The organism is Methylophilales bacterium MBRSF5, from assembly GCA_001044335.1.
Lineage (GTDB): Bacteria > Pseudomonadota > Gammaproteobacteria > Burkholderiales > Methylophilaceae > BACL14.
The window spans coordinates 920814-946578 of sequence record CP011001.1 but is presented as its reverse complement, the minus strand read 5'-3'; the positions used below and the strand labels follow the sequence as shown (position 1 = coordinate 946578).

24 protein-coding genes, 3 tRNA genes and 2 pseudogenes are annotated in these 25765 nt (G+C 33.6%); 8 read left to right on the top strand and 21 right to left on the bottom strand.

Features of this window, described 5'->3' with window-relative positions:
* Window positions 1-4: 4 nt before the first annotated feature.
* From UZ34_05100 to UZ34_05075, 6 genes are read right to left on the bottom strand one after another with little or no spacing between them, the layout of a single operon-like run.
* Entirely contained in the window at window positions 5-1486 is a 1482-nt protein-coding gene (locus UZ34_05100) for a hypothetical protein (protein AKO64749.1), read from the bottom strand.
* Between the two features lie 29 nt (window positions 1487-1515).
* Window positions 1516-1917 carry a hypothetical protein gene (locus UZ34_05095; protein ID AKO64748.1) on the bottom strand — a complete coding sequence of 134 codons (402 nt, stop codon included), beginning with the start codon at window positions 1915-1917 and terminating at the stop codon, window positions 1516-1518.
* A 51-nt stretch (window positions 1918-1968) separates the two neighbouring features.
* Window positions 1969-2811 carry a cation transporter gene (locus UZ34_05090; GenBank protein AKO64747.1) on the bottom strand — a complete coding sequence of 281 codons (843 nt, stop codon included), beginning with the start codon at window positions 2809-2811 and terminating at the stop codon, window positions 1969-1971.
* On the bottom strand, window positions 2804-3238 hold the full coding sequence (locus tag UZ34_05085) for a hypothetical protein (protein ID AKO64746.1): 435 nt from the start codon (window positions 3236-3238) through the stop codon (window positions 2804-2806). Before UZ34_05085 ends, UZ34_05090 begins: the two co-directional genes overlap by 8 nt.
* On the bottom strand, window positions 3231-4154 hold the full coding sequence (locus UZ34_05080; GenBank protein ID AKO65171.1) for a phosphate starvation protein PhoH: 924 nt from the start codon (window positions 4152-4154) through the stop codon (window positions 3231-3233). Before UZ34_05080 ends, UZ34_05085 begins: the two co-directional genes overlap by 8 nt.
* 15 nt (window positions 4155-4169) lie before the next feature.
* Entirely contained in the window at window positions 4170-5486 is a 1317-nt protein-coding gene (locus tag UZ34_05075; GenBank protein AKO64745.1) for a (dimethylallyl)adenosine tRNA methylthiotransferase, read from the bottom strand.
* A gap of 64 nt (window positions 5487-5550) precedes the next feature.
* Here UZ34_05075 and UZ34_05070 point away from each other — a divergent pair, with 64 nt between their 5' ends.
* Window positions 5551-6924 carry a sirohydrochlorin ferrochelatase gene (locus UZ34_05070; GenBank protein ID AKO64744.1) on the top strand — a complete coding sequence of 458 codons (1374 nt, stop codon included), beginning with the start codon at window positions 5551-5553 and terminating at the stop codon, window positions 6922-6924.
* On the opposite strand, the gene UZ34_05065 is transcribed toward UZ34_05070, so the two are convergent.
* Together UZ34_05065 and UZ34_05060 are read right to left on the bottom strand one after the other, a co-directional pair.
* Complete coding sequence (locus tag UZ34_05065; protein AKO65170.1) at window positions 6917-8215, bottom strand: histidine kinase; 1299 nt, start codon at window positions 8213-8215, stop codon at window positions 6917-6919. The two genes, UZ34_05070 and UZ34_05065, sit on opposite strands and share 8 nt — an antisense overlap.
* A gap of 32 nt (window positions 8216-8247) precedes the next feature.
* Complete coding sequence (locus UZ34_05060; protein AKO64743.1) at window positions 8248-8961, bottom strand: chemotaxis protein CheY; 714 nt, start codon at window positions 8959-8961, stop codon at window positions 8248-8250.
* 207 nt (window positions 8962-9168) lie between these two features.
* On the opposite strand from UZ34_05060, the pseudogene UZ34_05055 reads away from it, so the two are divergent.
* Together UZ34_05055 and UZ34_05050 are read left to right on the top strand one after the other, a co-directional pair.
* Window positions 9169-9426: pseudogene (locus UZ34_05055) on the top strand (hypothetical protein).
* A gap of 239 nt (window positions 9427-9665) precedes the next feature.
* Window positions 9666-10685 (top strand): annotated as a pseudogene (locus UZ34_05050) (hypothetical protein).
* On the opposite strand, the gene UZ34_05045 reads toward UZ34_05050, so the two are convergent.
* The 12 genes from UZ34_05045 to UZ34_04990 form a co-directional block, all read right to left on the bottom strand.
* Window positions 10675-11766 carry a hypothetical protein gene (locus tag UZ34_05045; protein ID AKO64742.1) on the bottom strand — a complete coding sequence of 364 codons (1092 nt, stop codon included), beginning with the start codon at window positions 11764-11766 and terminating at the stop codon, window positions 10675-10677. The pseudogene UZ34_05050 and the gene UZ34_05045 sit on opposite strands and share 11 nt — an antisense overlap.
* Window positions 11759-11950 (bottom strand): hypothetical protein, encoded by a 192-nt coding sequence (locus tag UZ34_05040; protein ID AKO64741.1) that lies wholly within the window; start codon window positions 11948-11950, stop codon window positions 11759-11761. Before UZ34_05040 ends, UZ34_05045 begins: the two co-directional genes overlap by 8 nt.
* Before the next feature lie 112 nt (window positions 11951-12062).
* Window positions 12063-12133 (bottom strand) — tRNA-Leu (locus tag UZ34_05035).
* Window positions 12134-12743: 610 nt separating this feature from the next.
* Window positions 12744-12820 (bottom strand) — tRNA-Met (locus UZ34_05030).
* Window positions 12821-12862: 42 nt separating this feature from the next.
* Window positions 12863-13948: a GTP-binding protein gene (ychF, locus tag UZ34_05025; protein AKO64740.1), complete on the bottom strand. Its 1086-nt coding sequence runs from the start codon at window positions 13946-13948 to the stop codon at window positions 12863-12865.
* 4 nt (window positions 13949-13952) lie between these two features.
* Window positions 13953-14528 carry a peptidyl-tRNA hydrolase gene (locus UZ34_05020; protein AKO64739.1) on the bottom strand — a complete coding sequence of 192 codons (576 nt, stop codon included), beginning with the start codon at window positions 14526-14528 and terminating at the stop codon, window positions 13953-13955.
* A gap of 57 nt (window positions 14529-14585) precedes the next feature.
* Window positions 14586-15275 (bottom strand): 50S ribosomal protein L25, encoded by a 690-nt coding sequence (locus UZ34_05015; protein ID AKO64738.1) that lies wholly within the window; start codon window positions 15273-15275, stop codon window positions 14586-14588.
* Window positions 15276-15328: 53 nt separating this feature from the next.
* Window positions 15329-16279 (bottom strand): ribose-phosphate pyrophosphokinase, encoded by a 951-nt coding sequence (locus UZ34_05010; GenBank protein AKO64737.1) that lies wholly within the window; start codon window positions 16277-16279, stop codon window positions 15329-15331.
* 16 nt (window positions 16280-16295) lie between these two features.
* Window positions 16296-16372, bottom strand: a tRNA-Gln gene (locus tag UZ34_05005).
* Window positions 16371-17219 carry a hypothetical protein gene (locus UZ34_05000; protein ID AKO64736.1) on the bottom strand — a complete coding sequence of 283 codons (849 nt, stop codon included), beginning with the start codon at window positions 17217-17219 and terminating at the stop codon, window positions 16371-16373. Before UZ34_05000 ends, UZ34_05005 begins: the two co-directional genes overlap by 2 nt.
* A gap of 9 nt (window positions 17220-17228) precedes the next feature.
* A complete protein-coding gene (locus UZ34_04995; GenBank protein ID AKO64735.1) occupies window positions 17229-17777 on the bottom strand; it encodes a hypothetical protein in 549 nt (182 codons plus the stop codon).
* A complete protein-coding gene (locus UZ34_04990; GenBank protein ID AKO64734.1) occupies window positions 17749-19443 on the bottom strand; it encodes a hypothetical protein in 1695 nt (564 codons plus the stop codon). Before UZ34_04990 ends, UZ34_04995 begins: the two co-directional genes overlap by 29 nt.
* A gap of 145 nt (window positions 19444-19588) precedes the next feature.
* Between UZ34_04990 and UZ34_04985 the strand changes: the two genes are divergently transcribed.
* Genes UZ34_04985 through UZ34_04965 form a run of 5 tightly spaced genes read left to right on the top strand, consistent with a single transcriptional unit; the run spans window position 19589 to window position 24365 of the window.
* Window positions 19589-20506, top strand: coding sequence for an ABC transporter ATP-binding protein (locus UZ34_04985; GenBank protein ID AKO64733.1), 918 nt, complete (start codon window positions 19589-19591; stop codon window positions 20504-20506).
* Window positions 20507-20516: 10 nt separating this feature from the next.
* A complete protein-coding gene (locus UZ34_04980; protein ID AKO65169.1) occupies window positions 20517-21263 on the top strand; it encodes an ABC transporter permease in 747 nt (248 codons plus the stop codon).
* Window positions 21263-22645, top strand: a complete 1383-nt coding sequence (locus UZ34_04975) for an ABC transporter (protein AKO64732.1) — start codon at window positions 21263-21265, stop codon at window positions 22643-22645. Before UZ34_04980 ends, UZ34_04975 begins: the two co-directional genes overlap by 1 nt.
* 11 nt (window positions 22646-22656) lie before the next feature.
* Window positions 22657-23547, top strand: a complete 891-nt coding sequence (locus UZ34_04970) for a hypothetical protein (GenBank protein ID AKO64731.1) — start codon at window positions 22657-22659, stop codon at window positions 23545-23547.
* 2 nt (window positions 23548-23549) lie between these two features.
* On the top strand, window positions 23550-24365 hold the full coding sequence (locus UZ34_04965; protein AKO64730.1) for a hypothetical protein: 816 nt from the start codon (window positions 23550-23552) through the stop codon (window positions 24363-24365).
* On the opposite strand, the gene UZ34_04960 is transcribed toward UZ34_04965, so the two are convergent.
* Window positions 24333-25763: a sodium:solute symporter gene (locus tag UZ34_04960; GenBank protein ID AKO64729.1), complete on the bottom strand. Its 1431-nt coding sequence runs from the start codon at window positions 25761-25763 to the stop codon at window positions 24333-24335. The two genes, UZ34_04965 and UZ34_04960, sit on opposite strands and share 33 nt — an antisense overlap.
* Window positions 25764-25765 lie beyond the last annotated feature (2 nt).

Below are 25765 nucleotides of genomic sequence, written 5' to 3'. Positions count from 1 at the left end.
ATATTTAAAAATTAGATTGTGATTTTACTTTCTTTTTAACCTTCAATAAAGCCGATGAGGTTACTTTGTTAGCGAAAAACATAAAAAACAATATGATGTAAAGCGGAATATATCCATATTTTGCAAAAATAGTTTTATATTGATTGGTTTGAGCACTCAATTCAAGAACACCTGTGGTGAACATGGGTAACTGATTTTGTATTGTCCCTTTTGCGTCAATATAGGCGGTCACTCCGGTATTTGTAGCGCGGACAATTGGCTTTTGATATTCCATGGCCCTTGCTTGAGCAATTTGTAAATGTTGATGAGCTGCTGGTGATTTGTCGTACCAGGCATCATTGGTAAGATTAATAAACAAATCCGCTTTGTTAAATTTATCGTAAGATGTTTTAAAAATATCCTCGTAACAGATATTTAAACCCACATTGACATCGCTGATGTTGATGACATTATTTTTTATTTCTGGAGGTGTTAAATTTGAAAAAGGAATATCTAAAATTTTTTCGTAAAAGAAACCAAAGTACTCAGTGAGCGGAAAATACTCACCAAAAGGGACCAAGTGCTCTTTAAAGTAGTATTGATCAAAATTTTTTTCTTTGATTATGGCTCCATTTAGATAATGTCCATTATCTTCAAAGATCGAACCAATAATGACTGATTTATTCTCGTTAATTTTATTTTCAACTGCTTCATTAAAATTTTTAGGGTAATTTTTATATAGCAAAGGAATAGCCGTTTCAGGGAAAATTACGACTTCTCCTTTTGCTTGATTTAAAAGGTCAACATAAACATTTATCTGTTCCTCAACTCTATTTGCATCCCACTTTATTGATTGGCTTATATTTCCCTGGAGAAGAGAAATATTTAAATTATTATTTTCAATCGTAGGTTCGGGCTTAAGTAAATGTATTAAGAAGTTTGTCGAAATAATAAATGCAATAAGAAATAACGATAATTTTCTTTTACTTTTATTAAGAAAAGAAATATACAAAAGGGCGCTTATTATTAGAACTACCAAGGACACTCCGTGGCTTCCTATGATTTCATAATAATTATTAACTAAGGGGTTATTTGTTTGGGAAAATCCAATTGAAAGCCAGGGAAACCCTGTAAAAAGATATTCTCTGATTATTTCCAGGATTACGAATAAAGCTATGGCTGATAAAAGACTTACTTTTTTAAAAAAAGCAAAAGGCAGAAAAAAAAGACTTAAAAAAATATAAAAAATGGAACAAATGATAACTGCATTCGTGAGACTCGCACCTCCATAATTATTAATACATAGAATTAACCAATAAAGTCCAGTGGAAAAAAAGAAAAATCCAAAAAGAAGGGTTGTGGCTAATTTTTTGTCACTTTGATCTAATAAGAAAAAAAATGCTGGAAAAATAAGATAAGGAAGAAAAAAAAGATCAAAGGGCAGAAATGAAAAAACAAAAATTGAGCCAAGTAAACATGCCCATATTAAATGCAAGCTAGAAGTCATCTAGCTATTTTACATTTGTGAATTATTTTTTAGAAAACTTTTTCAGGTCTTTTAATATCGTATTTCTGACCTTCAACACGATCAATTTCATCCATATCTGAGTTTAAAAACACTACAGACTCAATATAACCGTCAACGATATCAATCTCCGTGATTGGATAATAATTTCCACTATGATCGGTATTAATGTTTTCATAATACCAAGATGAAGCGATAACTTCTTTTGATGATTCTAAAGTAATATTAACAATCTTTTTTGGTTCTCCCAGTATTTTTTCAACTTCAGCCGGAGTTAGGAGTCCGATAGTATCAACAAATTCCAATTCATTCACTGGCAGCTCATCCACCAGGGGAGCTTCAGAGATCGAAATATCCTCATCGGCAAAAGAAGAGAGGGAGAAAAAAAGGATCAAAAATATTATTTTTTTCATTAGGTAGTATGATAATTATTGATTAATAATATCTGGCAAATAGGCCCATTATTAGTTCAAAATATCTTGATCTATCTGATCCAGATTGACTGAAAATCTTAAGAGATATAAGCGCCTGCTATCTCTTCGAAGAACTTCAATGTCAAATCCATCAAAATGGATAGGCTCATTTTTTTTTGGCAAGTGGCCCAGTTTTGAAATCACTAACCCTCCAACGGTTTGATATTCGTTAATAGGATAATTCGTTTTAAAAAATTCGTTAAATTCTTCAAGCTCGGTTGAGGCTTTAATTCGAATGGTAGCAGTCTCTTCTTGAATGATATTATCCTCATTTTCATCGTAGTCAAACTCATCTTCAATCTCGCCAACAATTTGCTCAAGTACATCCTCAATGGTTAAGATTCCTGCAATGCCTGCATATTCATCCACCACAATTGCAATATGATTGCGATTACTTCTAAATTCTTTGAGCAGAACATTAAGTTTTTTAGATTCTGGAATATATACTGGCGGTCTTAGAATGTCGCGTAAATCAAGATCTTTTTCTTTATTTAGCCTCACTAGGTCTTTGGCTAAAAGAATACCAATGACGTTATTATTGTCTTCATCAATGACAGGAAATCTGGAATGAGCTGTATGAAGAGCAGTATCAATAATTACATCGATACTGTCATTTATATTAATAAATGACACTTGTGAGCGTGGGATCATTATATCTCTTGCCTGCATATCAGAAATTCCTAGAACACCCTCCAGCATCATGAGTGAATCTGAATCTATTAGATTAGCCTGGTATGACTTTTGCAGCAGAATTAATAGCTCTTCTTTAGTTTTTGGTTGAATAATTCGTTTTAATAATTTTGGAATTATTTTAAGCTTATCTTTTTTAATCATTGGATATATAAGGGTTTTGAATATTAAATAATCTCAAAGTTTTAATTTCAATTTTTTCCATTATAAGTTGATCTTTTTCATTGATGTGATCATGCCCCATCAAATGTAAAAAACCGTGTAATACAAGGTGAATATAATGATCCTTTATTTTTTTATTTTGTTCTTTAGCTTCTTTTTTTACAATATCGTGACAAAGAACAAGATCTCCGATCAATGATCTATTTGATTCTATATTAAATGACAGTATATTGGTTGGCTTGTTTTGATTTCGATAATGATGGTTTAATTCTTGAGATTCTGAAGCAGTGGTGATTCTAATTGTGATTTCAGCCTCTTTTTTCCAAACAGATGAAAAAATTTTTTTACATATAGGACCTGTTAGAGCATTTTTCTTATTAATGATGTCTTGAATATGGACTCTAATCATTTTCTATTTTGTCGTAGGCATCGATGATTTTCTGCACAATAGGGTGCCTCACTACATCCTTGGATTGAAACTTGGTAAAGGAAATACCTTTAATATCCTTGAGCACTTTCTCAATTTCCAATAGCCCACTTTTTTGTCCTTTAGTCAGATCAATTTGAGTAATGTCTCCAGTAATTACCGCTTTAGTACCAAAGCCAATCCTAGTCAGAAACATTTTCATTTGCTCAGGTGTGGTATTTTGAGCTTCATCAAGAATAATAAAGCTTTGATTTAGTGTTCGTCCTCGCATATAAGCTAATGGAGCAATTTCAACAATTTGTTTCTCAAACCACTTGTCCACTGTTTCATAACCACCTAAATCGTATAATGCATCGTACAAGGGTCTTAGGTAAGGATCAACTTTTTGCGCAAGGTCGCCTGGAAGAAATCCCAATTTTTCACCTGCCTCAACTGCTGGTCGAACCAAGATAATTCTTTTTATTTTTTCACGATTTAACGCATCAATAGCTGAAGCAACAGCAAGGTATGTTTTTCCAGTTCCAGCTGGACCAATGCCAAAGTTAATGTCATTTTCTTGAATAAGCTTAAGGTAACTTTGCTGGCGCGGCGTTCTTCCTTGTAAATCATTTTTCTTTGTTTTTAGCTCAATTAATTCAATATTCTCTGCATGTTTATCTTCATTAATGCTTACCAGGCTAAGCTGAATATCTTCTAAGGTAATGGGTGTTTTTGCTTTTAAATAAAAATGCTGAAGCATATCAGATGCTATTTTTATTTTTTGATCAGCTCCAGTTAAAGAGAATTGAAAACCTTTTCTTGAGATTTTTATATTAAGATTTTTTGCAATTTGTTGGATGTTCTCATCCAGTGGGCCGCAGGTATTGATAAGTTGTTTGTTATTCTCAGGTTCAAGTATGAATGTAGTTGTCAATTAAACTAGTTCTCCAATAATTCTTTTATCAGTTGTTTTAATGACTTTAACTTTCACCATTTGATTCAAAATATCTTGTTTAGTCTTAATTTCAATAATTCGATTATTATCTGTTTTACCTTTAAAAGTGATGTCATCAACTTTTTCATCGATGAGTACTCTTTGTTCGCTATTCATTAGGGCATGGGTATGATTTTTACCTTGCTCATTAATTAAGCTTTGAATCTCTTGCAACCTATCTTTTTTAATTTCTTCATTTGTAGAATCTTTTAGATAAGAGGCAGGCGTGCCGGGTCTAGCGCTATATAAAAAACTATAGCTATAGTCAAAATCTATTTCTTTAATTGCTTTAATTGTTTGCTGGTGGTCTTGATCTGTTTCTCCTGGAAAGCCGACAATAAAATCTGAGGATATTAGGATATTGGGAGACGCAGCTTTCAATTTTTTTATAATTTGCTTGTATTCAAGATACAAGTAGTTTCTTTTCATCGCAGACAATATACGATCTGAACCAGACTGGATGGGCAGGTGGATAAAATTTGCTAATTTATGATTTTTTTGAAAACACTCTATCAATGTGTCATTCATTTCATTTGGATGTGAAGTAGTGAAGCGTATTCGCTTAATTTCATCAATTTCTGATATAAGGTTTATTAGTTCCGCGAAATCATATTCGAAGCCTTTTTTGTCTTTATATCGATAGGCATTCACATTCTGACCTAGAAGATTTAATTCAATCACTCCCTGTTGAGTCAGTCGCAGGATCTCTTCAATAATATCTTCGGCTGGCCTAGAGACTTCTTCACCTCGAGTATAAGGAACAACACAGAAAGAACAATATTTGCTACAACCTTCCATGATAGATACGTAGGCAGATGGCCCATTAGATTTGACCTGGGGCAGCTGATCAAATTTTTCAATAGCAGGAAAACTAATATCTATTTGAGCTGAACCAGCTCTTTCATTTTCTTTTAATAGTGATGGGATTTTATGAAGAGTTTGAGGACCAAATACCAAATCGACATAGGGAGCACGTTTGATAATATTTTCGCCTTCTTGGGAAGCAACACAACCACCTACTGCAATTTTCATTGTTGGTTTTTTATTTTTTAATTCTCTTAATCTTCCAAGCTGTCCATAAACTTTATCTTCTGCTTTTTCACGGATTGAACATGTATTCAAAACCACGAGATCTGCATCTTCAACTTGATCAGTTGATTGATAACTATCCATCTTGCCCATTAAGTTAGATATTTGATCAGAATCATACTCATTCATCTGACAGCCATACGTTTTAATAAATATTTTTTTTGTCATTTTTAATTATCTATTTTTATAGATTATCATTATAAATTATTACACCTTAAAGTTAACATTGGTTATGAAACGTTTTCCACTCTTTGTAAATCTTGATAAATTACCTGTACTGGTTGTAGGTGGGGGAGACATTGCTGAGAGGAAAATTAACTTAATCATTAAAGCCAATGCCAATGTGGAAGTTTTAGCAAGAAACTTTTCTCATAATGTTGAACAATTAATTAGTAAAAAAAAATTAAAAAAGATAAAACAGAGTCTTGATATTAACTCTCTGGGTAGCAACTACTCATTAATCATAGCCGCGACTGATAACAAGCAAATTAATAAAAAATTATTTAATTTTGCAAAGAAAAATAACATATTAATAAATGTGGTTGACCAGCCAGAACTCTGCACATGCACTTTTGGCTCTATTGTAGAAAGGGGCGATTTGGTGATAGCAATATCAACCGGTGGCAGCGCCCCAGTCTTTGCTAGAAACTTAAGAGAAAAATTTGAAACACTACTTCCACAATCGACCAAGCAATTAATTGATTTTTCTTCGTCTATCAGGGAAAAGGTCATACGTTCATTTTCACAATTTAATAAAAGGAGAATTTTCTGGGAGTTATTTTTTGATGCTTTTGCAACTAAGAAAAATATAACTAAATCAAATCTAACTAAGTTATCCAATCAGCTAATCAAGACTCTAAGAAATAAAAAAAGTGGAGAAGTATTTCTCGTTGGTGCTGGTCCAGGTGATCCTGAGTTATTGACATTAAGGGCACTTCATCTGATCCAAAAAGCTGATGTATGTATTTATGATAATTTAGTTTCAAAAGAAATTCTCGAACTTGTAAGGCGTGATGCACATATGATTTATGCTGGCAAATTAAGAAATAACCATACCATTGAGCAAAAAGAGATTAATAAACTGTTAGTCAATTATGCAAAAAAAGGGTTGAGAGTCCTAAGGTTAAAAGGCGGCGACCCTTTTATGTTCGGAAGAGGAGGGGAGGAAATTTCTGAACTGATGGCTAAAAATATAAAATTTCAGGTGGTACCTGGAATTACAGCAGCCACCGGAGTCTCAGCTTATGCCGGTATTCCTCTAACTCATCGAGATTATTCACAATCCTGTATTTTTATCACTGGGCATGAAAAAAATGGAACGCTAAACATTAATTGGGATAATTTGACTCAAGAAAATCAAACTATCGTAATTTATATGGGCTTAAATGCATTACCAATTATTACCCAAAATCTAATAGATTCTGGAATGAGGAAAAATATGCCAATTGCTTTAGTTCAGGAGGGAACCACAGATAATCAAAAAGTGGTGGTGAGTACAATCTCTAGAGTCAACTCAAAAATTCTTAAAACTGATATTCAATCACCGGTTATTATAATTATTGGTGAGGTGGTCAAATTAAGAAAAACAATGAAGTGGTTTAATTAGCTTTAATAAGAGGAAAGGTAAGTTTAACGTTTAACCCACCCGTTCTTCTGTTAATTAATTCCATTTTGCCGTTATGAACCATAACAATCCTATTTGCAATTGCCAAACCTAAGCCTGATCCACCAATCGAGCCTCTTGCTTGATCCAGTCTTTCAAAAGGCTCCAACAGCTTCTCTCTTTGAGCCTTAGGAATTCCAGGACCATTATCAAGAACATTGATTACTATTTTTTCATTATAAAGCTTGGCCACTAATTCAATTTTGTTGGATTTAGAAAATTTAACCCCATTATTGATTAGATTATCAAATAGCCTTTTAAATGCTAAAGGCCTGACATCAATGAATAGATTTTTAGGTATATCTTTCGATCGAGTAATTTTTGAAATTTTTAAATCGTGACCCAAGATGGCGTGTTGTTTTTTTATCTCTGTTAAGAAATTACCAAAATTTAAGGAGCTTATTGGCTCATCATCAAAACCACGAACGAAGTCTAAAAATTGATTAATAATCTGATTGATTTCATCTATATCCTGATCCATGCTCTCTTTCAAAAACGCTGACTTTTCTGGCAACATTTCTAGACTTAGTTTCATTCTTGTTAGCGGAGTCCTAATGTCATGAGAAACACTTCCCATGATGAATCTTCTCTCATTTTCACTTTTCGCTAAATTAGAAGCCATTTCGTTAAATGCTTTTGTTACTTCTTTAAATTCGGTTGCAGTATCTTCCGGAATTTTTTTAAAGGGCAACCCTTTTTTTAATTTACTAGTTGCATTAATAAGTAAATTTAACGGCTTGTTAATCCGTGTGGTTAAAAAATAAGCCCCAGAGATTGAAACAAGAAAGACAACGATACCCCAACCAATCCAGTGCCACGGAAAGGGCCTGTCAAAAACATTACGAGGTATAACAGCCCAGAATAACCCGTCACCAATTTCAAATGAAACCCAAATGCCTGGGATGTCATAATGATTTAAAGTCACAATGGTATCCTCACCCAAGTCCTGCTTGATTTTTTTAACTACCATCGTTAAAAATATTTCATCTGGAAGTGGTTTAATGTTTTCAAAATAGTAGGCTGGCACGATTTTAACATCGCTCATTTTCGATAATGATTGCAAAAGATCGAGCCGGGTGGATGGATAGGCACTTTGAATGGCTGCCTTGGTATATTTTACGATAGTGCTTATTTCTTGAGCCAAGGACTCAGCTCTCGGCTCCATTTCAAAATAATCAAAAACTTTGATTGTGATTAATTGAGAAACAATAATTAGTGAGGCAATAATTAAAATTAATCTATTGAGAAGATTTTTGGGGAATAGGGTCATTTAACGTTAGTTAATTCGAATACGTAACCAAAACCCCATTTAGTTTTGAGGTATTTCGGTTTATTGGGGTCCTCTTCAATTAGTTTTCTAATTCTGGATATTTGTACATCAATACTGCGATCAAATACATCCAGCTCCTTACCTTTAGCTAGTTGCATAATTTGATCACGACTCAATGGTTGATTAGCATTTTCGATAAAAACTTTTAGTAAGCTAAATTCACCACTTGTAAGATCAATTTCTTTTTTACCTTTCTTCAACGTTCTTTCTTGGGGATTAAATTCAAAGTCATCAAATTGAATAGTTTTGCCTGACGCTTCATGAGTCTTTTCAGAGAGCTCCATCTCATGTCTTCTAAATATAGAATTAATTCTTGCCAACAACTCCCTAGGATTAAAAGGTTTCGGTAAATAATCATCCGCCCCCATCTCAAGTCCGATAATGCGATCCACTTCATCACCTTTGGCGGTTAACATGATAATCGGAGTTTTGATTTTATTTACCCTGAGTCGTTTACAAATATCTAAGCCATTTTCGTCAGGCAACATCAAGTCTAAGATAATAAGATCTGGGGTTGTTTTTTGAAGTATTTTTTCCAAGTCTTTTCCATGCTCACCACCAGAGCAATCAAATCCTTGGTCTTTTAAATACTGTTTAATGAGGTCCCGAATTTTTCGATCATCATCAATAATGACAATTTTCTTTTTCATTTTTACTAAATTAAACCCTTTGATTAGTAAATTAAATTTACAATTTATTTACAAATGCAGTTAATTATGTAATAAATATGTAACATTTTAATTAGATTATAGACATTCGTTAGAAAATTTGTAATAAGTATGACAGTTAAATATATATTTCCTATACTGTTGATGTTTCCAGTACATCAAACTCTAGCAGATCAGTCAGATTTAAGTAATGCAAATGTTAAGGATAAAAGTTTAAAAGTAATCATTAACGAATTTACTAACACTAATAACGAAGAATTTAATGCATTCCTACAAGAAAAAAGAAACGAGATGTTGTCTAGTGTTGAACAAAGATTTTTAAGCTGTGATAAAGATAACGATGATACCTTGGATGTTTTTGAAACAACCATGTGTCTTCCCCAGGTAGCTCGACAGTTTAGAAAAGTTGACTCAAATAAGGATAATTTGATTTCACTGGATGAGCTATCAATCTTGGCGAAAGAATATTACTCAGATACAAAGCAAGAGGCTTCAAAAAAAGAAAATCCTAATTCAGAAAAATTTGCAAAAGAAGAATAACTACTAACTATCTCTGATCTCTCAAAATATGTTTAAATGACCTTATGGTTTCATTTAAAGAATACAAATCTTTCTTAAATCTTCCAAACTGCGTTGACCAATTAATTGGAAATAACTATTTCTGGAATTTAAATCTTCTCATGGATTTAGAATCTTCTAAGTCTATCGGTGCCGACACAGGCTGGGAAATCAAATCTATATGCATGTTTGATCATGAGGAATTGGTAGGTTTTATTCCTATGTTTATTAAGCATCACTCCTATGGAGAGTATGTTTTTGATTGGTCATGGGCTGAAGCACATCAACGGTTAGGTTTATCATACTTCCCAAAGCTTTTTATTGGCATTCCTTTTTCTCCGGTTAATGCAAATAAATTAATTGTCAAAAATGCAAAGTATAGAGATCTTGCAATTGAGTACATTGAAAAACTCATGGTGAATGAAAATCTATCATCAATCCATTACGTTTTCTCAAGATATGACGATGAAATAAACCATCTTTTTAAAAACCGTTGCTGGGCAAATAGAAAAACCATTCAGTATGTATGGGACAACGAGAGTTATTTAAATTTTGATGATTTTTTGAAGATTTTAAGAACCGAAAAAAGAAAAAAAATAAAACAAGATAGAAAGAAAGTCGCATCAGAAAGAATTTCATTTGAAACCTTTACTGGTAAGGGTATTAATGAGGATTTGATCTCTTTTTTTTACAAGTGTTATTCGATGACTTATTATCAGCACGGATCCCCTCCTTATATTAATAAATCTTTCTTTGAATCCTATTTTATTAATAACTCTGAGAGGGTGGTTATTTTTGTCGCCTACAAAGATCAACTGCCAGTTGCCTGTTCTTTCTCATTGCAAGCCAACAATATTCTTTATGGACGATATTGGGGGGCGCTCCAATTTATTCCATCTTTACATTTTGAATTAAGTTATTATCAGGGAATTCAATATTGTATTGATAATAAATTAGATAGATTTTATGCTGGAATACAGGGAGAGCATAAGCTATCTCGAGGCTTTAATCCTGAATTTTCCGATTCATTTCACTTTGTAAAACATCCTCAATTTAAAAGGGCTATTCATGATTTTGTCGAAAGGGAGGCTGATCTTAACGAATTATATAAAAAAGAGCTTGAACAAAGATCATCGATTAAATATTAGCCAATATTTTTTCATCAAGTTGATAGCTTGTATATTGTTTGTAATGAAGATTAATTTTATTTGAACGGTTATTTTTACTTAAAATTTTCTCTAAAGATAAATTTAACTCCTGTTGAGAGAATGGTGTATTGAGAACAATTGACTTTTTATCATCATGGACATAGGAACTGTAACCGCAATTATTTGTAGTGATGATAGGTAAGTTTTGAGACAGGGCTTCAATAAGTATCAACCCTGTATTTTCATATCTTGCTGGATGTATAAGCGCGCTTGCTTCCCTCATGAGCTGGGGAACATTATCATGGCCATGAAAAATTTTAATAGAATTCTCAAGATCATGTCGAGCAATCAGTTTTTTATATTTTTTTTCTTTATCTTTGCCAAAAATGGCAAAGTTAAAGTTATTTCTAATTTTCTCTGGCAGGCTCGAGAAAGCAATAATTGCACGATCCAATCCTTTGGTCTTAAATCCAGAACCAATAAAGATAAGTAATTTGTTATTTTTTTTGAAATATCTATTTATTGACGATATAGATTTACTTGAATCAATGAAAAAATTTTTATCAATATAAGGAGGGATAAAAATAAATTTACTACTAGGAGTTTTATAAATTGATTTATAAATTACGTCTTCTTTTTTGGATATAGATAGTATCTTTGTTTTTGATGTTGGATTAAATATTTGAAATTCTTCTTTATGGAAAAATTGGTATCTTGGCGATAAATTTTTTAAAAAGTTTTTATTTTTATTGGCAAAACAGGAGTCAGCAGCATAATAAAAATCAAACCCAGAAATTTTACTAAAACTAATTGATATGACATCAGTTTTATTTTCAATATATTTTGAAACTTTATTTTTAAATTCCAAGTATCGACGATAATTAAAAAAAAAGTTCGATTGAATAATTTTTACAGAAATATTTTTTTCTTTTGGGTAGTTGCCATCCCAATCCATACAAACTATTTCAACCAAATTTTTTTTACATAATTTTTTAGCTAATTGAAATAAATCTCTTTGAGCGCCACCGTATGGAAAATACTTGAAGATGACTAAAACAAATGTTTTGGATTCTTTAATCAAGAATGATTGATACTACAGTTACAATTGAGATTATAAAAATAAGAGCTAAAACCAGACCAACAAGTAGATAGGGCATAAATCCATTTCTTTCAATAAATTTATCATCATCATTAAATTTACTATTTTTTTGAATTCCAATAAATGCTGCAAGAACACTTTGGATTATATTTAGCAATGTTTTCATTTAAGAGCTAGCTTAAGAAGTTAACTATTTAATATACTAAATTATATTATTTTTTCAAGTAATATCTGTTAAATTTTTAATATTAAGTAATTGATTTTAAATGTTTTAATGGTGGTGATGGAGAGACTTGAACTCTCGACCTCAGGATTATGAATCCTGCGGCATAATCAGTTCATATTTTTCTTAGGTTTTACAACTAACCAAAAACCATTACCCATCATTTGATGTTCCATTAGGCGAATAATATCAAAATATTTAATAAATTTTTCTAACCACCATGATGTTGGTTCCTGAATGAGGTGAGCATTTCGCCCATCTGAAAGAACTTTCCCGGCAGGACCCATGTGAACAGTATAAAAACCAATATTTTTTGTTATTAAGGATAACTCCTTAATAACATTATCAACCAGATCTGGTTCAATATGTTCTAAGACATCAATACAACACACAAGATCTGCTTCTTTTGGTTCCCCATATTCCGGAAATGCTGGGTCGTATGGAAAATATTCTTTTGGAGTATTGTTTAATTTTTCAAGAGATTCAAATAATCTTTTTTTACCTGCGCCATAGTCTGTAAGACTATTAATTTTAAAAACTTTGATTATCTCAGAGACTATTGGGGCAAAATGAGTAGAGGCAATTCCATAATTTGGATTTTCATGTAACTCTTGTTGTAATTTTCTGTATTCTTCTGAAATTGTTTTCATATAGTTTATTATACTTTATTATACTTTTTAAAATTTACTAACTAAGATTAATTTTATTTATAAGTGATTGATTTTAAATGCATTAGTGGTGGTGATGGAGAGACTTGAACTCTCGACCTCAGGATTATGAATCCTGCGCTCTAACCAGCTGAGCTACATCACCAAAGAACTGAGCATTATATTTTTTTCATGAATTAATGTAAAGCTAAACATTAAATTTGAAGTGAATGACATCTCCATCTTTAACTATATAATCTTTACCTTCTAACCTTTGCTTTCCTGCTTCCTTAGACTTTTGTTCACCGCCAAAATTTATATAGTCCTCAAAGGAAATTACTTCTGCTTTAATGAAACCTCTTTGGAAGTCAGTATGGATAACACCAGCAGACTCTGGCGCTGTGTAACCATTTTTAATTGTCCATGCTCTTACTTCTTTAATTCCAGCTGTAAAGTAAGTTTGTAAGTTTAAAAGGGCATAAGTTTCTCGAATAATAAGATTTAAACCAGGCTCATCAACATTTAATTCTGATAAAAATAGTTCTTTTTCTTCGTCAGTTAAATCTGCAATCTCTGATTCAATTTTTGCGCATATGGGTATACATTTTGAATCATGTGTTTCGGCAAAATCCATTACCTTTTGTAGATACTCATTATCTTCAAAACCATTCTCATCAACATTCGCAACATACATGACAGGCTTTAATGTAATTAAAAATAATGGTTGAAGAAGCTTTAAATCATCCTGTTCAAGACCCATATCTTTTAATAATGTCCCTTGATTAAGTTTTTCTAAAACTAATTCATATAAATTTAGTTTTTTTAAAGCTTCTTTATCACCTGACTTTGATTTCTTTTTTTCTTTTTCAATGGCTTTTGTTACTGACTCCATGTCCGCTAAGATCAATTCAGTATTGATGGTCTCTATATCTCCAAGTGGATCAATTTTTCCATCCACATGCACGATATTTTCATCATCAAAACATCTCACGACATGCAGGATAGCGTTCGTTTCCCTAATATTAGCGAGAAACTTATTTCCTAAGCCTTCTCCTTTTGAAGCCCCAGCCACTAGCCCAGCGATATCAACAAACTCAACAATAGCTGGCATAATTTTTTCAGGGTTCACAATAGCTGCTAATTTGTTGAGCCTTAAATCTGGAACTTCAACAATGCCTGAGTTTGGTTCAATTGTGCAAAAAGGGTAATTTGCAGCTTCTATTCCAGACTTTGTGATTGCGTTAAATAATGTTGATTTGCCAACATTAGGTAATCCAACTATGCCGCATTTCATTTCACTATTCCTTTGTGTGTAAATTCAACATTGCTTTTTCAAACTCGCCGTGAATCATATAGGATAGATTTTGGTAGCCTTTGAGAATGGCGTCATTAATTTGATCTTCCTCGATCTTTTGTGGACGGTTTAAAACATAACTTTTTACTTTATTTTTTTCACCGGGGTGACCGATACCAATTCTTAAACGCCAAAAGGCAGTTGTTCCAATATTGGCAATAATACTTTTGAGACCATTATGTCCACCGTGACCACCCCCATTCTTAAGGCGAATATCCCCAGGCATGAGGTCTAATTCATCATGAATGATAAGGATTTCATGAGGTTTAAATTTATAAAAATTTACTATTTTTGCGACCGATAGACCAGATTCATTCATAAATGTTGCAGGATTAATAAGGTGTATGTTTTCTAGGTCAGCAATTTTTTTATAGAAACCTAAAAATTTAGAGTTCTCATCGAGCGTTTGTTTTATGTTGTTCGCGATAAGATTATTAAACCAGAATCCAACATTATGTCTTGTTGCCTCATACTCAGAACCAGGATTGCCAAGACCGATGAATAATTTTATTCCACTCATATAAACAAAAACACCCTTTTAACAAAGGGTGTTAAGTCTATTGCAAAAAATTTAATTTTACTCTTCTTTTGGCTCTTCATTAGAACTCTCATCAGAAGCTTCTGATGACGAATCACCATCAGATACATCATCTTCTCCTGCTTCCTCAGATGCTGTTAACGGATCATCAGCTTTCTGAACTTTAGGTTTAACAATTGAAGTGATTGCAGGATCATTTTCTTCAGTTAATGCCGTTATTTCAACGCCTTCAGGTAACTTTAATTCAGATAAATGTACAGACTCACCTAAGCCTAGGTCTTCCAAGTCGACTTCAATAAATTGAGGTAGATCTTTAGGTAAACATGCAATATCAACTTCTGTCATGATATGAGATATTACGCCACCCTCAAGTTTGACGCCTTTGGCGATATCCTCATTAATAAAGTGAAAAGGAACGTTAACATGAATTTTCTCATTTTGATTAACCCGTTGGAAATCAACATGAAGGATTGTGCCTTTGACAGGCTCAAGTTGATAATCTCTCAGCAAAACAGATTCTTTTGTACCATCAGTAGATAATTCCAAAATAGAGGCATGGAAAGCCTCTTTATGAAATTGTTGATGAAGCGTTTTGCTGTCTAATAGAATTGATACCGCATCCTTATGATTTCCATAAAGAATGCCTGGCACTTTGCCATTTCTGCGAAGACGGCGGCTCGCACCCGTACCTTTCACATCTCTCTTTTCTGCTGTAACAGTAATTTTCATAATATAACTCCGTTAGTTAGAAGATTTCGCGACCAAATTCTTCTAAATTTAAATTAATCAATAAACAATGAGCTTACTGAGTCCTCGTGGCTAATTCTTTTAATTGTTTCTGCTAATAAACTTGCCACAGATATTTGTCTGATTTTTTTACATTGCTGTGAAGTTTCAGAGAGCGTAATTGTATCAGTTACTACAATTTCATCAAGCTCTGATCCATTAATATTTTCAACAGCATTTCCAGACAAGATGGGGTGAGTGATAAATGCTTTGACTTCAGTAGCACCTTTATTTTTTAATGCTAAAGCGGCTTTTGTTAATGTATCAGCTGTATCGACAATATCATCCACAATCACACATGAGCGACTTTCAACATCTCCAATAATATTCATAACTTCAGAAACATTAGGTTTTGGGCGTCTTTTGTCGATAATAGCAAGATCTGAACTTAGAATTTTTGACCAGGCCCTTGCGCGAACCACCCCGCCAACATCGGGTGAAACAATAACCAAATTTTCCGGTTTTTTAGTGGTTAAATCCTCAAGTAATATTGGTGTGGCATAAATGTTATCCACCGGAATATCAAAAAAACCTTGGATTTGATCCGAATGTAAATCCATGGTGAGTAACCGATCGACTCCAGCACTTGATAACATATTTGCAACCACTTTTGCTGTAATAGCAACTCGAGCAGATCTTGGTCTTCTGTCTTGTCTAGAGTAGCCAAGATAAGGTATCGCAGCAGTAATTCGGGCAGCAGAAGATCTTTTTAATGCATCAACCATGACCATTATTTCCATCAAGTGATCATTCGTAGGCATGCTGGTTGATTGGAGGATAAAAACGTCTTTACCCCTGACATTTTCTAATAATTCAACCATTGTTTCACCATCACTAAATTTACCAACATTAGCTTTTCCAAGCTTGATATTGAGGTGATCAGTCACTTTTTTGGCGAGATTAGGGTTAGCATTTCCAGTAAAAACCATCAAGCTATGGTTATCCATAAACCCTCCTTAAAAATGGCAGGGGAGGAAGGATTCGAACCTTCGCATGCAGGGATCAAAACCCTGTGCCTTAACCAGCTTGGCGACTCCCCTAATGTTGAGCATTATAAGCAATATTATAATTGACACTTGAAACTTCATAAAATCTGACATTTTTTGGTAAATTTTGTTTCACTTCATCCAAATTTATTGTCTCATTTAGAATTAAAAAACACCCCGATCCAGTACCAGTTAATTTAGCTAAGCCAAACTTTTGAAGGTGGCTTAGCAGATCGTCTATCGTTGGGTTTTTTTGCCTCACGAAAGCTTCTAAATCATTTCCAAGCTCATCAATCAGATCTTCATAATTGCTGAGAGCCGTAATTTTCAACTCTTTTGATTTATTTGTCAATTTATAACTAGTAAAAATATCTTTTGTGGATATTTTCAAGCTTGGACAACACAACAGTAATTTTAATGGAGCTAAATTTATTGGGGTAATTTTGTCTCCGACACCTTCCACAATGGCTGAGTTGTTATGAATAAAAAAGGGCACATCAGCACCTAAATGTGCACCAATATTTGCTAACTCTTTTTTTGAGAGGTTCAAGTTACATAAATCATTGATTGCGATCAGTGTTGTGGCGGCATTCGAGCTTCCTCCTCCAAGACCCGCTCCATCAGGAATATTTTTTTTAACATCAATTTCAATGGAAAAGTTCTTTGGCAGGATTTTTTTGCATGCCATGAAAATTAAGTCTTCATCTGCGGGACAGTCTAAAGTTGGATTGTTAACTATAATTTGGTTTTTATTATCCTTGTGTAACGATACTTTTATTTCGTCATAAAGATCAATGTAAGTAAATAAGCTTTGTAAATTATGATAGCCATCATCTCTTTGGTTAATTACCCTTAAAAAGAGATTTATTTTTGCAGGCGAGTATAAAATTTTGGAAGTCATGCTTATGTATCAATGAAGGAGTATAGTTAATTCTATATCTTTATTTTTAACCTTAATATTTTTTGGTTCGAAGCTCGATGATGTTTCCATCTCTGACAATTCTTCAATAGCTATTTCAAAATAACTTGTGACAATCTTAACTGGCTTCTCATTGTATTGAGTGTATAAAATTCTTTTAAATTCTTTGATAGGTAAATCTTTAATAAAATTTTTAAGGCTTTGATCATCTTTATTCTGATATTCAAATAAAATTTCTTCCCCCAAGGAGATTTTGCTAATGATTTGATTTAGAGGGGATAACAGAATCATTTCATGCCCTACGTCGCTTGGATAAAATTTAAAAGATCCTGTGTAACCTTTGTCTTTTACAAAGAGTTTAAATTTTCCATTAAATTTTTTTTCTTCAGACGTTGGATTATATATATTTACGAAATCAGCGTAAGCAAAAGTCTCTTGATTGGTTTTTATATTAAGAGTTTGGCATCCTGAAAGTAGCGTAAGGCTAATTAGCAGTAAATAACAAAAGAAATTATTGAAATAATCTATTTTTTGTTTCAATGAGAACCGAGTTTTCTGGGAACTTCTCAAGAGAACCTTGCCATACTGACATTGCTTCATTTTCTTTACCTTGCTTCCATAAAACTTCACCTAAATGCGCAGCAATTTCAGGATCCTCCTGAATAGCGTATGCTTTTGTAATAAATTCATAAGCGATATCGTAGTTTCCAAGTCTGAAATGAACCCACCCCATGCTATCAAGGATATAGTGATTTTGTGGTTCTATAGATAACGCTATTTCGATATATTTCTTAGCATCATCAAGTTTAACATTCCTATCAGCATATGAATAACCCAAAGCATTATAAGCAATTGCATAGTCTGGTTTCAAAGAAATTGCTTTTTTTAAATTGGCTTCCATTGCATCAAAGTCTTTATTTTTTTCATAAAGTAAACCGAAGTCAAAATAGAATTCTGCAGAATCTGAATACTTTTCTTCTTCACTAAGCATTAAATTTATAGCTTTTTGGTACTGGTTGTCGTTATACCAAAAAGATGTTTTCAGCTGTAAAAATTTCAACTTTTCTTGTCTGTCGAGTGATTTATATTGATCGAGATACTCAACAGCTTGGTCGATACCTTTTTCAACCCTTAAAGCTTGTGCAGCAAAAATTCTTGAGTCAACAAATAAAGGCCCGGTGCTGATCTTCTCAACAAATTTGATGACTTTGTCAACATTCTGTCTTTGCGCATATATTCTCGCTAGGTACATATTGACTTGATCTGGATTGTAATATTTTCTTTCTAAGCTTTGGTTAAGGAACTGTTCAGCCATGATGTCATCGCCTGTTTCAAGAGCTAGAAGCGCAACAGTAAAACTGATTTCAGCTGAAGCTAGAGGACTATTCACCAACTTTTCAAAATGTTTTTTTGCGGCTGGGTATTGTTCTGTTTGAACAAGCGCCTTTGCAAGCTCAAGCCTCACTGTATTGGATTTCGGATTATTTTTTACAAATTTTTGGTATGTTTCAATCGCCTTCATTGGATCTTTATCAAACTGAATTGATCCAACAAACAAAGTGCTTGTTTCCCAGTTTGGGTTAAGTTTATTAATTGTTGCTAATTCTTTATCACGAATGGTGATGTTTCCAGCCATGTGAGCTGTGTGAGCGACTGCAAAATGAGCTTCTACCATTTTGGCATATGGCTTAGCAATATCAATGATGAATCTTAGAGCATTGCTTTTATTTTCAACTCTCGTAAGGATATTATTTAGATATAAAAAGCCATCACCCTTAGAATCTTCACTTTCAAGTATTTTTTTAACAAGAGGCTTGGCTTTTGATAAGTTGCCACTGGCTATGTACATTTCTGCTAACACTTTTATTGCGTCTTTTGATTCTGGATCAAGTTTACTCCATATGTCTGCGGCATCTAGGGCTAATCTTCCATTTCGAACCATACCACCCAGTTGCGCTGCGCTTTGGGCAAAGCCAGTATTTTTTGTTAACTTAGCTAAATCGAGATAAAGATGGCCTGCCGAATTTATGTCATTTCGTTGGATCGCAAGTTCAGCGAGCAAAAATTTGTAGACAAATTCTGCATTTGCTTCAGTAATTTGAGCTGGAAGATCTGGATTGAATTTCTCAAGCTGTTCTTCAGATATTCCTAGTACAGGAATAATTAATATTAAAAAAGGAATTAAAAATTTATTTATGTATTTCATGTAAATCCAAGTTTATTTCATTGAAAGATTACTATCAATAGAAATGACTATCGAATTAGAATATAATTCAGCATATTTTTAAAAATACATAAACTTTTTTGACAATTACCTTGTCATTTAGGGTGGATTAAATTTAATAGAAATTATGGCTACTACATTACAAGCATCTGGATTAACGAGACTATTTGGCCCAAATAAAGCGGTCAATAATGTTTCTTTTGAACTGTCAAAAGGTGAGGTTTTGGGCTTCTTGGGTCCAAATGGCGCAGGTAAATCGACCACTATGCGGATGCTTACTGGTAACTTAGCTCCAACTGAAGGGCAGGTTGAAATTTGTGGTATCAATATTATTGAAGAACCAAAACTCGCCAAAGCAAATATTGGTTACCTTCCAGAGATGAGACCACTATACAAAGAATTTAGAGTAAACGAATTTTTGAGAATAGCCGCAAAGTTGCACAACATTCCAGCTAAAAAAATTAATTCATCTATCGACATTGCCATGGAAAAATGTGGTCTTACTCATATGAGTAATCGTTTGATTGAAAATTTATCAAATGGATACCAACAGCGTGTAGGTATTGCTCAAGCTATTATTCACAATCCAGAAATTGTGATTCTGGATGAACCAACCGTTGGATTGGATCCAATCCAGATTAGAGAAATTAGAAAACTAATCAAAGAAATCGGTAAGGAACACAGTGTTATCTTATCTACTCATATCCTTCCTGAAGTTGAGATTGTGTGTGATCGGGTTCAAATTATTGACAAAGGAAATTTGGTATTCCATGGATCAATAGATGATTTGAAACATCAAAGAAGAGGTAATAAATTATTAGTTGGCTTTAAAAAGACGCCAACGTTAAAGAAATTACAATCGTTGTTCGACATTGTAAAAATAGAAAAACAGGAAGACTTACTTCATGTTATTCAATTTAAAAATCTAGATTTTGATATGGAGAAGTTTATTCAGGTCTGTGTTAAAGAAAAGCTAGGTTTGTTTCAAGTTTCTCCTCACATTACAAGTCTTGAGGACACATTTGTACAATTAACTAATAAGTAAAAATATGAAGATGATTATAAATATTGCCTCTAAGGAGATTAAAAGTTTTTTCGTGACCCCAATGGGTTGGATAATCTTGGCTTTAATAACTGCAGCTTTTGGAACCTACTACCTTGAGGGAGTTAATAGTTATTTTGAAGTTATGTCTGGAGCAATCCGACCTGCGGAAAGAGTTGGAGTGACTATTTATGTCGGTCAAACAGTTTATGGCGCAGCTTTTTTTCTTATGTTATTTGCCGTTCCACTGATGTCAATGAGACTGATTAGTGAAGAAAGACGGCAGCAAACCCTGCCATTTTTATTTTCCGCACCAGTATCTATTGTTGAGATTGTCCTAGGAAAATTTTTTGGACTTTTTGCCTTTTTAGCTCTCATGGTTGTTTACATATTTTTAATGCTTTCTACCTTAAATATATGGGCTGACATTGATTTTGGTTATCTCTTTTCTAATACATTTGGGTTGTTACTTCTTGTCGGAAGTTTTGCTGCCATTGGTATATATTTTTCAAGTCTGACCAGTCAACCAATTATCGCTGCAATTTTAAGTTTTATTTTTGCATTTTTGCTTTTAGGTTTAGAAAGCTACTTTGCTAGTCAGCCTAATCATTGGTTTCATCATATTTCATTGTTAAAACATTTTCAGACTTTTTCCAGGGGGGTGATCAGTTCAAAGGATATTATTTATTTCTTACTCTTTATCTCAACTTTCATAGTTTTAACAATTCGCCGTTTAGATGCAGATAGGTTGAGAGGTTAATGAAAAATACAAAAAATATTAAACAAAGGTTACAGCTTCTACTTCAAAATTGGGTATTTGTTGTTCTATTCATCATTCTTGTTTTGCTGCTTGGGTTTATTTCTAATCAGTATGAATTTTCAAAAGACATTACCCAAGCCAACAGAAATACTTTGACTGAGGGAAGTATTGGTGTTTTAAAAGAAATGGATGGCCCAATTAATCTTACAGTCTTTGCGACCAAAGATGATGTCAATAAAGGTGATAAATTTCGACAAGGAATTATTAATTTTATTGCTCGCTATCAGCGCTCAAAACCTGACATCAATATCAAGTTTATTAGTCCAGTTGAGGAGCCAAAATTGGCTCAGGACATGGGTATCCGTGTTGATGGTGAGGTCGTTGTTGAATATAACAAAAGAACAGAACACATAACCCCACCTTTTGCCGAACAAGAGCTCACGAACTTGTTAGTGAGGCTAACCAGAACCAATGAAAAGCCAATTATGTATTTGGATGGCCATGGAGAAAAAAATCTTCTGGGTTTAAAAAATTCTGATTTAGGTGAATTTGGTAAACAATTAGAAAATAAAGGATTTAAATTTTCTAACCCTGATTTAACTGTATTACCATCAGTGCCTGAAGAAGGGTCAATGCTAGTGATTGCCAGCCCGAAAAAAGATGTTTCTGATCTTGAGGCCAAAAAAATTGTGAAATTTCTTGAGTCAGGTGGAAATCTTTTGTGGCTTTTAGATGATAGTAATTTTAAAGGTCTTGACGAAGTTGCACAATATATTGGCCTGACAGTATTGGATGGGAAGATTTACGATCCAAGTTCTGAGCAGTACGGTTCAACTCCAGGTTTGACTTTCGCTCTTCGCTACGGTGACCATCCGATAACTAGAAATTTTATGTTAAGAACACTGTTTTCAAATCCGAAGGCCTTAAACGCTAAGGGTACTTACGAAAACGGATGGGAAGTGACTGAATTAGTAGACGTTGCAGCCGGGGGATGGCTTGAACGTGGCAATGAAACTAATCCTACCTTTGAAGAAGATCAGGATCAGTCTGGACCTATTAATATAGCGGTAGCATTAAAGCGTGAATATGGCGAAGTCGGTCAGCGAGTTGTTGTTGTAGGTAATTCTGAGTTTTTATCTAATGCTTTTATTACGTCGGGTGGTAACTTAGACCTAGGTGTCAATTTGGTGAACTGGCTCAGCGGCGATGATAAGCTGATCAACATTCAACCCATGCCGCTCAAAGATGTAAATGTTACAATTCCAGAAACACGAACATCATTTGTCATAGCTTGGACTATTTTCCATAGCTTTCAATATTTTATTCCTGTTGGATTATTTATTGGAGGCATTTGGTTGTGGCTCAGAAGAAGAAAGAGATAAACTGATTTCATATGAATAAAAGATGGTTACCAATCATAATCCTCATTTTAGTCATTGCACCTTTGGCATGGGTTTCTTTAAGTTTTAAAAATCAAGAAATAGAAGATAGTAGTTATGAAATATCCAACTTAAAGTTATCTGAATTTGATGAGATTTTTATCGACTTTCCGTCTAAGGCAGCAACATCTTTTAAAAAAATTAATGGCTATTGGTATCAAACTAAACCTTATCAAACGAGAGCAGATCAAAATATTGTGTATCGGTTGTTATCTATTTTGGCTGCTAAATCAAAAGAAAAACTTGAATCATTACAAATTGAAAAATATGGTTTAGATAAACCTAAACTTAAAATGACATTTAGTAATGAAAACCAAAAAGAAGTCTTTTCATTTGGTACCTATAACCCAGTGACAGAACAACAGTATGTACTGTATGACAATAATGTTTATATCTTGGATGGCATTTTCTCAGAAATGGCCAGCTATCTACCTGTGGAATTAATTGATAAAAAACCATTAGCACCCTTTGAAAAAGTCATGAAATTTGACTTCTCTAGACTTGAGCAATGGCAAGAAAATTATTTGCGCGTTGAAATAGACGATATGGGAAAAATTAAGGCTGATGGGAAAAAAATAGACTTTGATGAGATGCAGCTTGCAGAATGGTTTACTGAAAATTGGTTAAAAGCGGTATCAACCTCAGTTGAACCTTATAAATTTGATGCAAGAATTGGATACAAGAGTTTTGATGTCTATTTGGATGATAAGGCAAAGATAACTTTTTATCGTATTCAGGAGTCTCCAGAGTTATTATTATTTAGAAAAGATGAAGGACTGCTGTATCACTTTCCACAAGATGTTGGATTTACGATGCTCAATCCGAATGTTTCCCGTCAAGATTAATTGTGCCAGAACTTCCCGAAGTTGAAACCACGGTCCGTGGAATAAAATCAATAGAGTCATCTGTCATTGAAAAGATTGACATATTTAATCCAAATTTAAGATGGCCTGTACCGAACGATTTACCAAACTTTTTAAGTGGTAAAAAAATATTAAGCGTCCATCGTCGAGCAAAGTACATTATTATCAAGTGTTCAAATGCTTATCTCGTTATTCATTTGGGTATGACAGGTAAATTAGTGTTTGCAAAACCCAGTGACACCTTAAAAAAACATGACCATATTCAAATAACATTTATTAATAATGAACAGGTTATTCGATATAACGACCCTAGGAGGTTTGGATCTGTACATTTAGTGAAAGATAATCTGGATGATTTTAAACTACTGGCTGACCTAGGTATAGAACCATTGGTATTTGAATTTGATGGAAATTATCTTTTCACTAAAGCTCGAAAGAGAAATGTAGCCATAAAAACTTTTATCATGAATCACCATATAGTTGTCGGTGTTGGAAATATCTATGCCAGTGAGGCATTATTTTTATCAGGAATCAGACCATCGGTTTCAGCGTGTAAAGTTACAAGAAGAAAAATGGAAATATTAGCAAAAAATATTAAACATGTTTTATCTGTAGCCATTGAAAAAGGTGGATCAACCATCAGTGATTTTATGAACACAAAAGGGGAGCAGGGTTACTTTCAAATTGGCCATCAAGTTTACAATCGTGAAGACCAGCCGTGCAATAAATGCGGCGCTAAGATAAAAAAAACTATTATCGGCCAGAGATCAAGTTTTTTTTGCAGCACCTGCCAACGTTGATTGTTGAGTTATTAAGGAAACCAAAACCATTGATACCATGCTCACTAATAATCCAATTAGCTGAGCGGGTATCAACCCATCTTCACCATATATAATTTCAAAGATGACCCATGTGGCAATCCCAAAGCAAATGGATGCCAATGCACCATGATGATTGGCTTTTTTCCAAAAAATGCCAAAGATGAGAGGGGTGAATGCTCCAGCCAGGGTAACTTTATAAGCAGACTCCACCATTTGAAAAATAGATAAATTTGAAGCTAGAGCATAATTCAATACCACAAAAGAGAATGCGACCAAACATATTCTCATCATTTTAAGAAATTCTTTATCTGTCATTCCAGGTCTTAGGGGTTTGATGACATTTTCGGCAAAAGTAACAGACGGAGCTAAGAGTGTTGCAGATGAGCAACTCATAATCGCCGATATGACCGCTCCAAAAAATATTATTTGTGCGATTGGTGGAGTGTACTTAATAATAAATTCGGGGAGAACGTACTGGGAATCAAATTCAATAATTGACTGAAAATATTCTGGATCGATTATTGTTGCTGAGTAAGCAATAAACATGGGAACAAAAGTAAAAGCGAAATAAATTGATGCGCCAAAAATGGAACCCCAGAATGCAATCTTAGCTGTTTTGGCAGAAGTTATTCTTTGAAAGACATCTTGTTGGGGGATGGAGCCAAGCATTAATGTGACCCACACACCAAAAAAGGAAATCCATGTAAAAATATCGCCTTTCGGCCAAAAATCGAATTTGTTATTTTCTCTTGCATGATCAAGTACAGTCATCACTCCACCCGACATGTCAGATACAATATAGCTTATAAAGAGCAGCCCAGAAATAATGACCAACATCTGAATAAAATCGAGAATAGCAACTGATAACATGCCACCAAGGGTGGTGTATGAAACGACGATTAAAGTCCCAATAATCATACCTACTTCTTCAGAGACTTGATGATCAGTTAAGACATTAATTATTAAGCCTAATGCCTTAATTTGAGCAGCCACCCAGCCTAGATATGAAATCAAAATAGCAATGGAGGTAATGACTTCAATTTTACGATCATATCTTTTGCGATAAAAATCACCGAGGGTTATAAAATTGAGATGGTATAAATATTTTGAAAATAGAAAACCTGCAATAATTAGACACATGCTAGCCCCAAATGGGTCGGCAACCAACCCATGCAGTCCTTCATTCACAAATGTAGAGGAAACACCAAAGATGGCTTCAGCACCAAACCATGTGGCGAACACGGTTGCAATCACAACAGGTAAGGGTAAATGCCTTCCTGCAATGGCAAAATCTCTCGTATTTTTAACTTTCGTTGAAACGTAAAATCCGATACCTACAGATATCAGTATATAAATACAGACAAAAGTGAGAAGCATGT

Coding starts and splice junctions, on each gene's coding strand:
- UZ34_05100 (AKO64749.1), bottom strand. CDS start 1,486: ATGACTTCTAGCTTGCATTTAATATGGGCATGTTTACTTGGCTCAATT.
- UZ34_05095 (AKO64748.1), bottom strand. CDS start 1,917: ATGAAAAAAATAATATTTTTGATCCTTTTTTTCTCCCTCTCTTCTTTT.
- UZ34_05090 (AKO64747.1), bottom strand. CDS start 2,811: ATGATTAAAAAAGATAAGCTTAAAATAATTCCAAAATTATTAAAACGA.
- UZ34_05085 (AKO64746.1), bottom strand. CDS start 3,238: ATGATTAGAGTCCATATTCAAGACATCATTAATAAGAAAAATGCTCTA.
- UZ34_05075 (AKO64745.1), bottom strand. CDS start 5,486: ATGACAAAAAAAATATTTATTAAAACGTATGGCTGTCAGATGAATGAG.
- UZ34_05070 (AKO64744.1), top strand. CDS start 5,551: ATGAAACGTTTTCCACTCTTTGTAAATCTTGATAAATTACCTGTACTG.
- UZ34_05060 (AKO64743.1), bottom strand. CDS start 8,961: ATGAAAAAGAAAATTGTCATTATTGATGATGATCGAAAAATTCGGGAC.
- UZ34_05040 (AKO64741.1), bottom strand. CDS start 11,950: ATGAAAACATTGCTAAATATAATCCAAAGTGTTCTTGCAGCATTTATT.
- ychF (AKO64740.1), bottom strand. CDS start 13,948: ATGAAATGCGGCATAGTTGGATTACCTAATGTTGGCAAATCAACATTA.
- UZ34_05020 (AKO64739.1), bottom strand. CDS start 14,528: ATGAGTGGAATAAAATTATTCATCGGTCTTGGCAATCCTGGTTCTGAG.
- UZ34_05015 (AKO64738.1), bottom strand. CDS start 15,275: ATGAAAATTACTGTTACAGCAGAAAAGAGAGATGTGAAAGGTACGGGT.
- UZ34_05010 (AKO64737.1), bottom strand. CDS start 16,279: ATGGATAACCATAGCTTGATGGTTTTTACTGGAAATGCTAACCCTAAT.
- UZ34_05000 (AKO64736.1), bottom strand. CDS start 17,219: ATGACTTCCAAAATTTTATACTCGCCTGCAAAAATAAATCTCTTTTTA.
- UZ34_04990 (AKO64734.1), bottom strand. CDS start 19,443: ATGAAATACATAAATAAATTTTTAATTCCTTTTTTAATATTAATTATT.
- UZ34_04985 (AKO64733.1), top strand. CDS start 19,589: ATGGCTACTACATTACAAGCATCTGGATTAACGAGACTATTTGGCCCA.
- UZ34_04980 (AKO65169.1), top strand. CDS start 20,517: ATGATTATAAATATTGCCTCTAAGGAGATTAAAAGTTTTTTCGTGACC.
- UZ34_04975 (AKO64732.1), top strand. CDS start 21,263: ATGAAAAATACAAAAAATATTAAACAAAGGTTACAGCTTCTACTTCAA.
- UZ34_04970 (AKO64731.1), top strand. CDS start 22,657: ATGAATAAAAGATGGTTACCAATCATAATCCTCATTTTAGTCATTGCA.
- UZ34_04960 (AKO64729.1), bottom strand. CDS start 25,763: ATGCTTCTCACTTTTGTCTGTATTTATATACTGATATCTGTAGGTATC.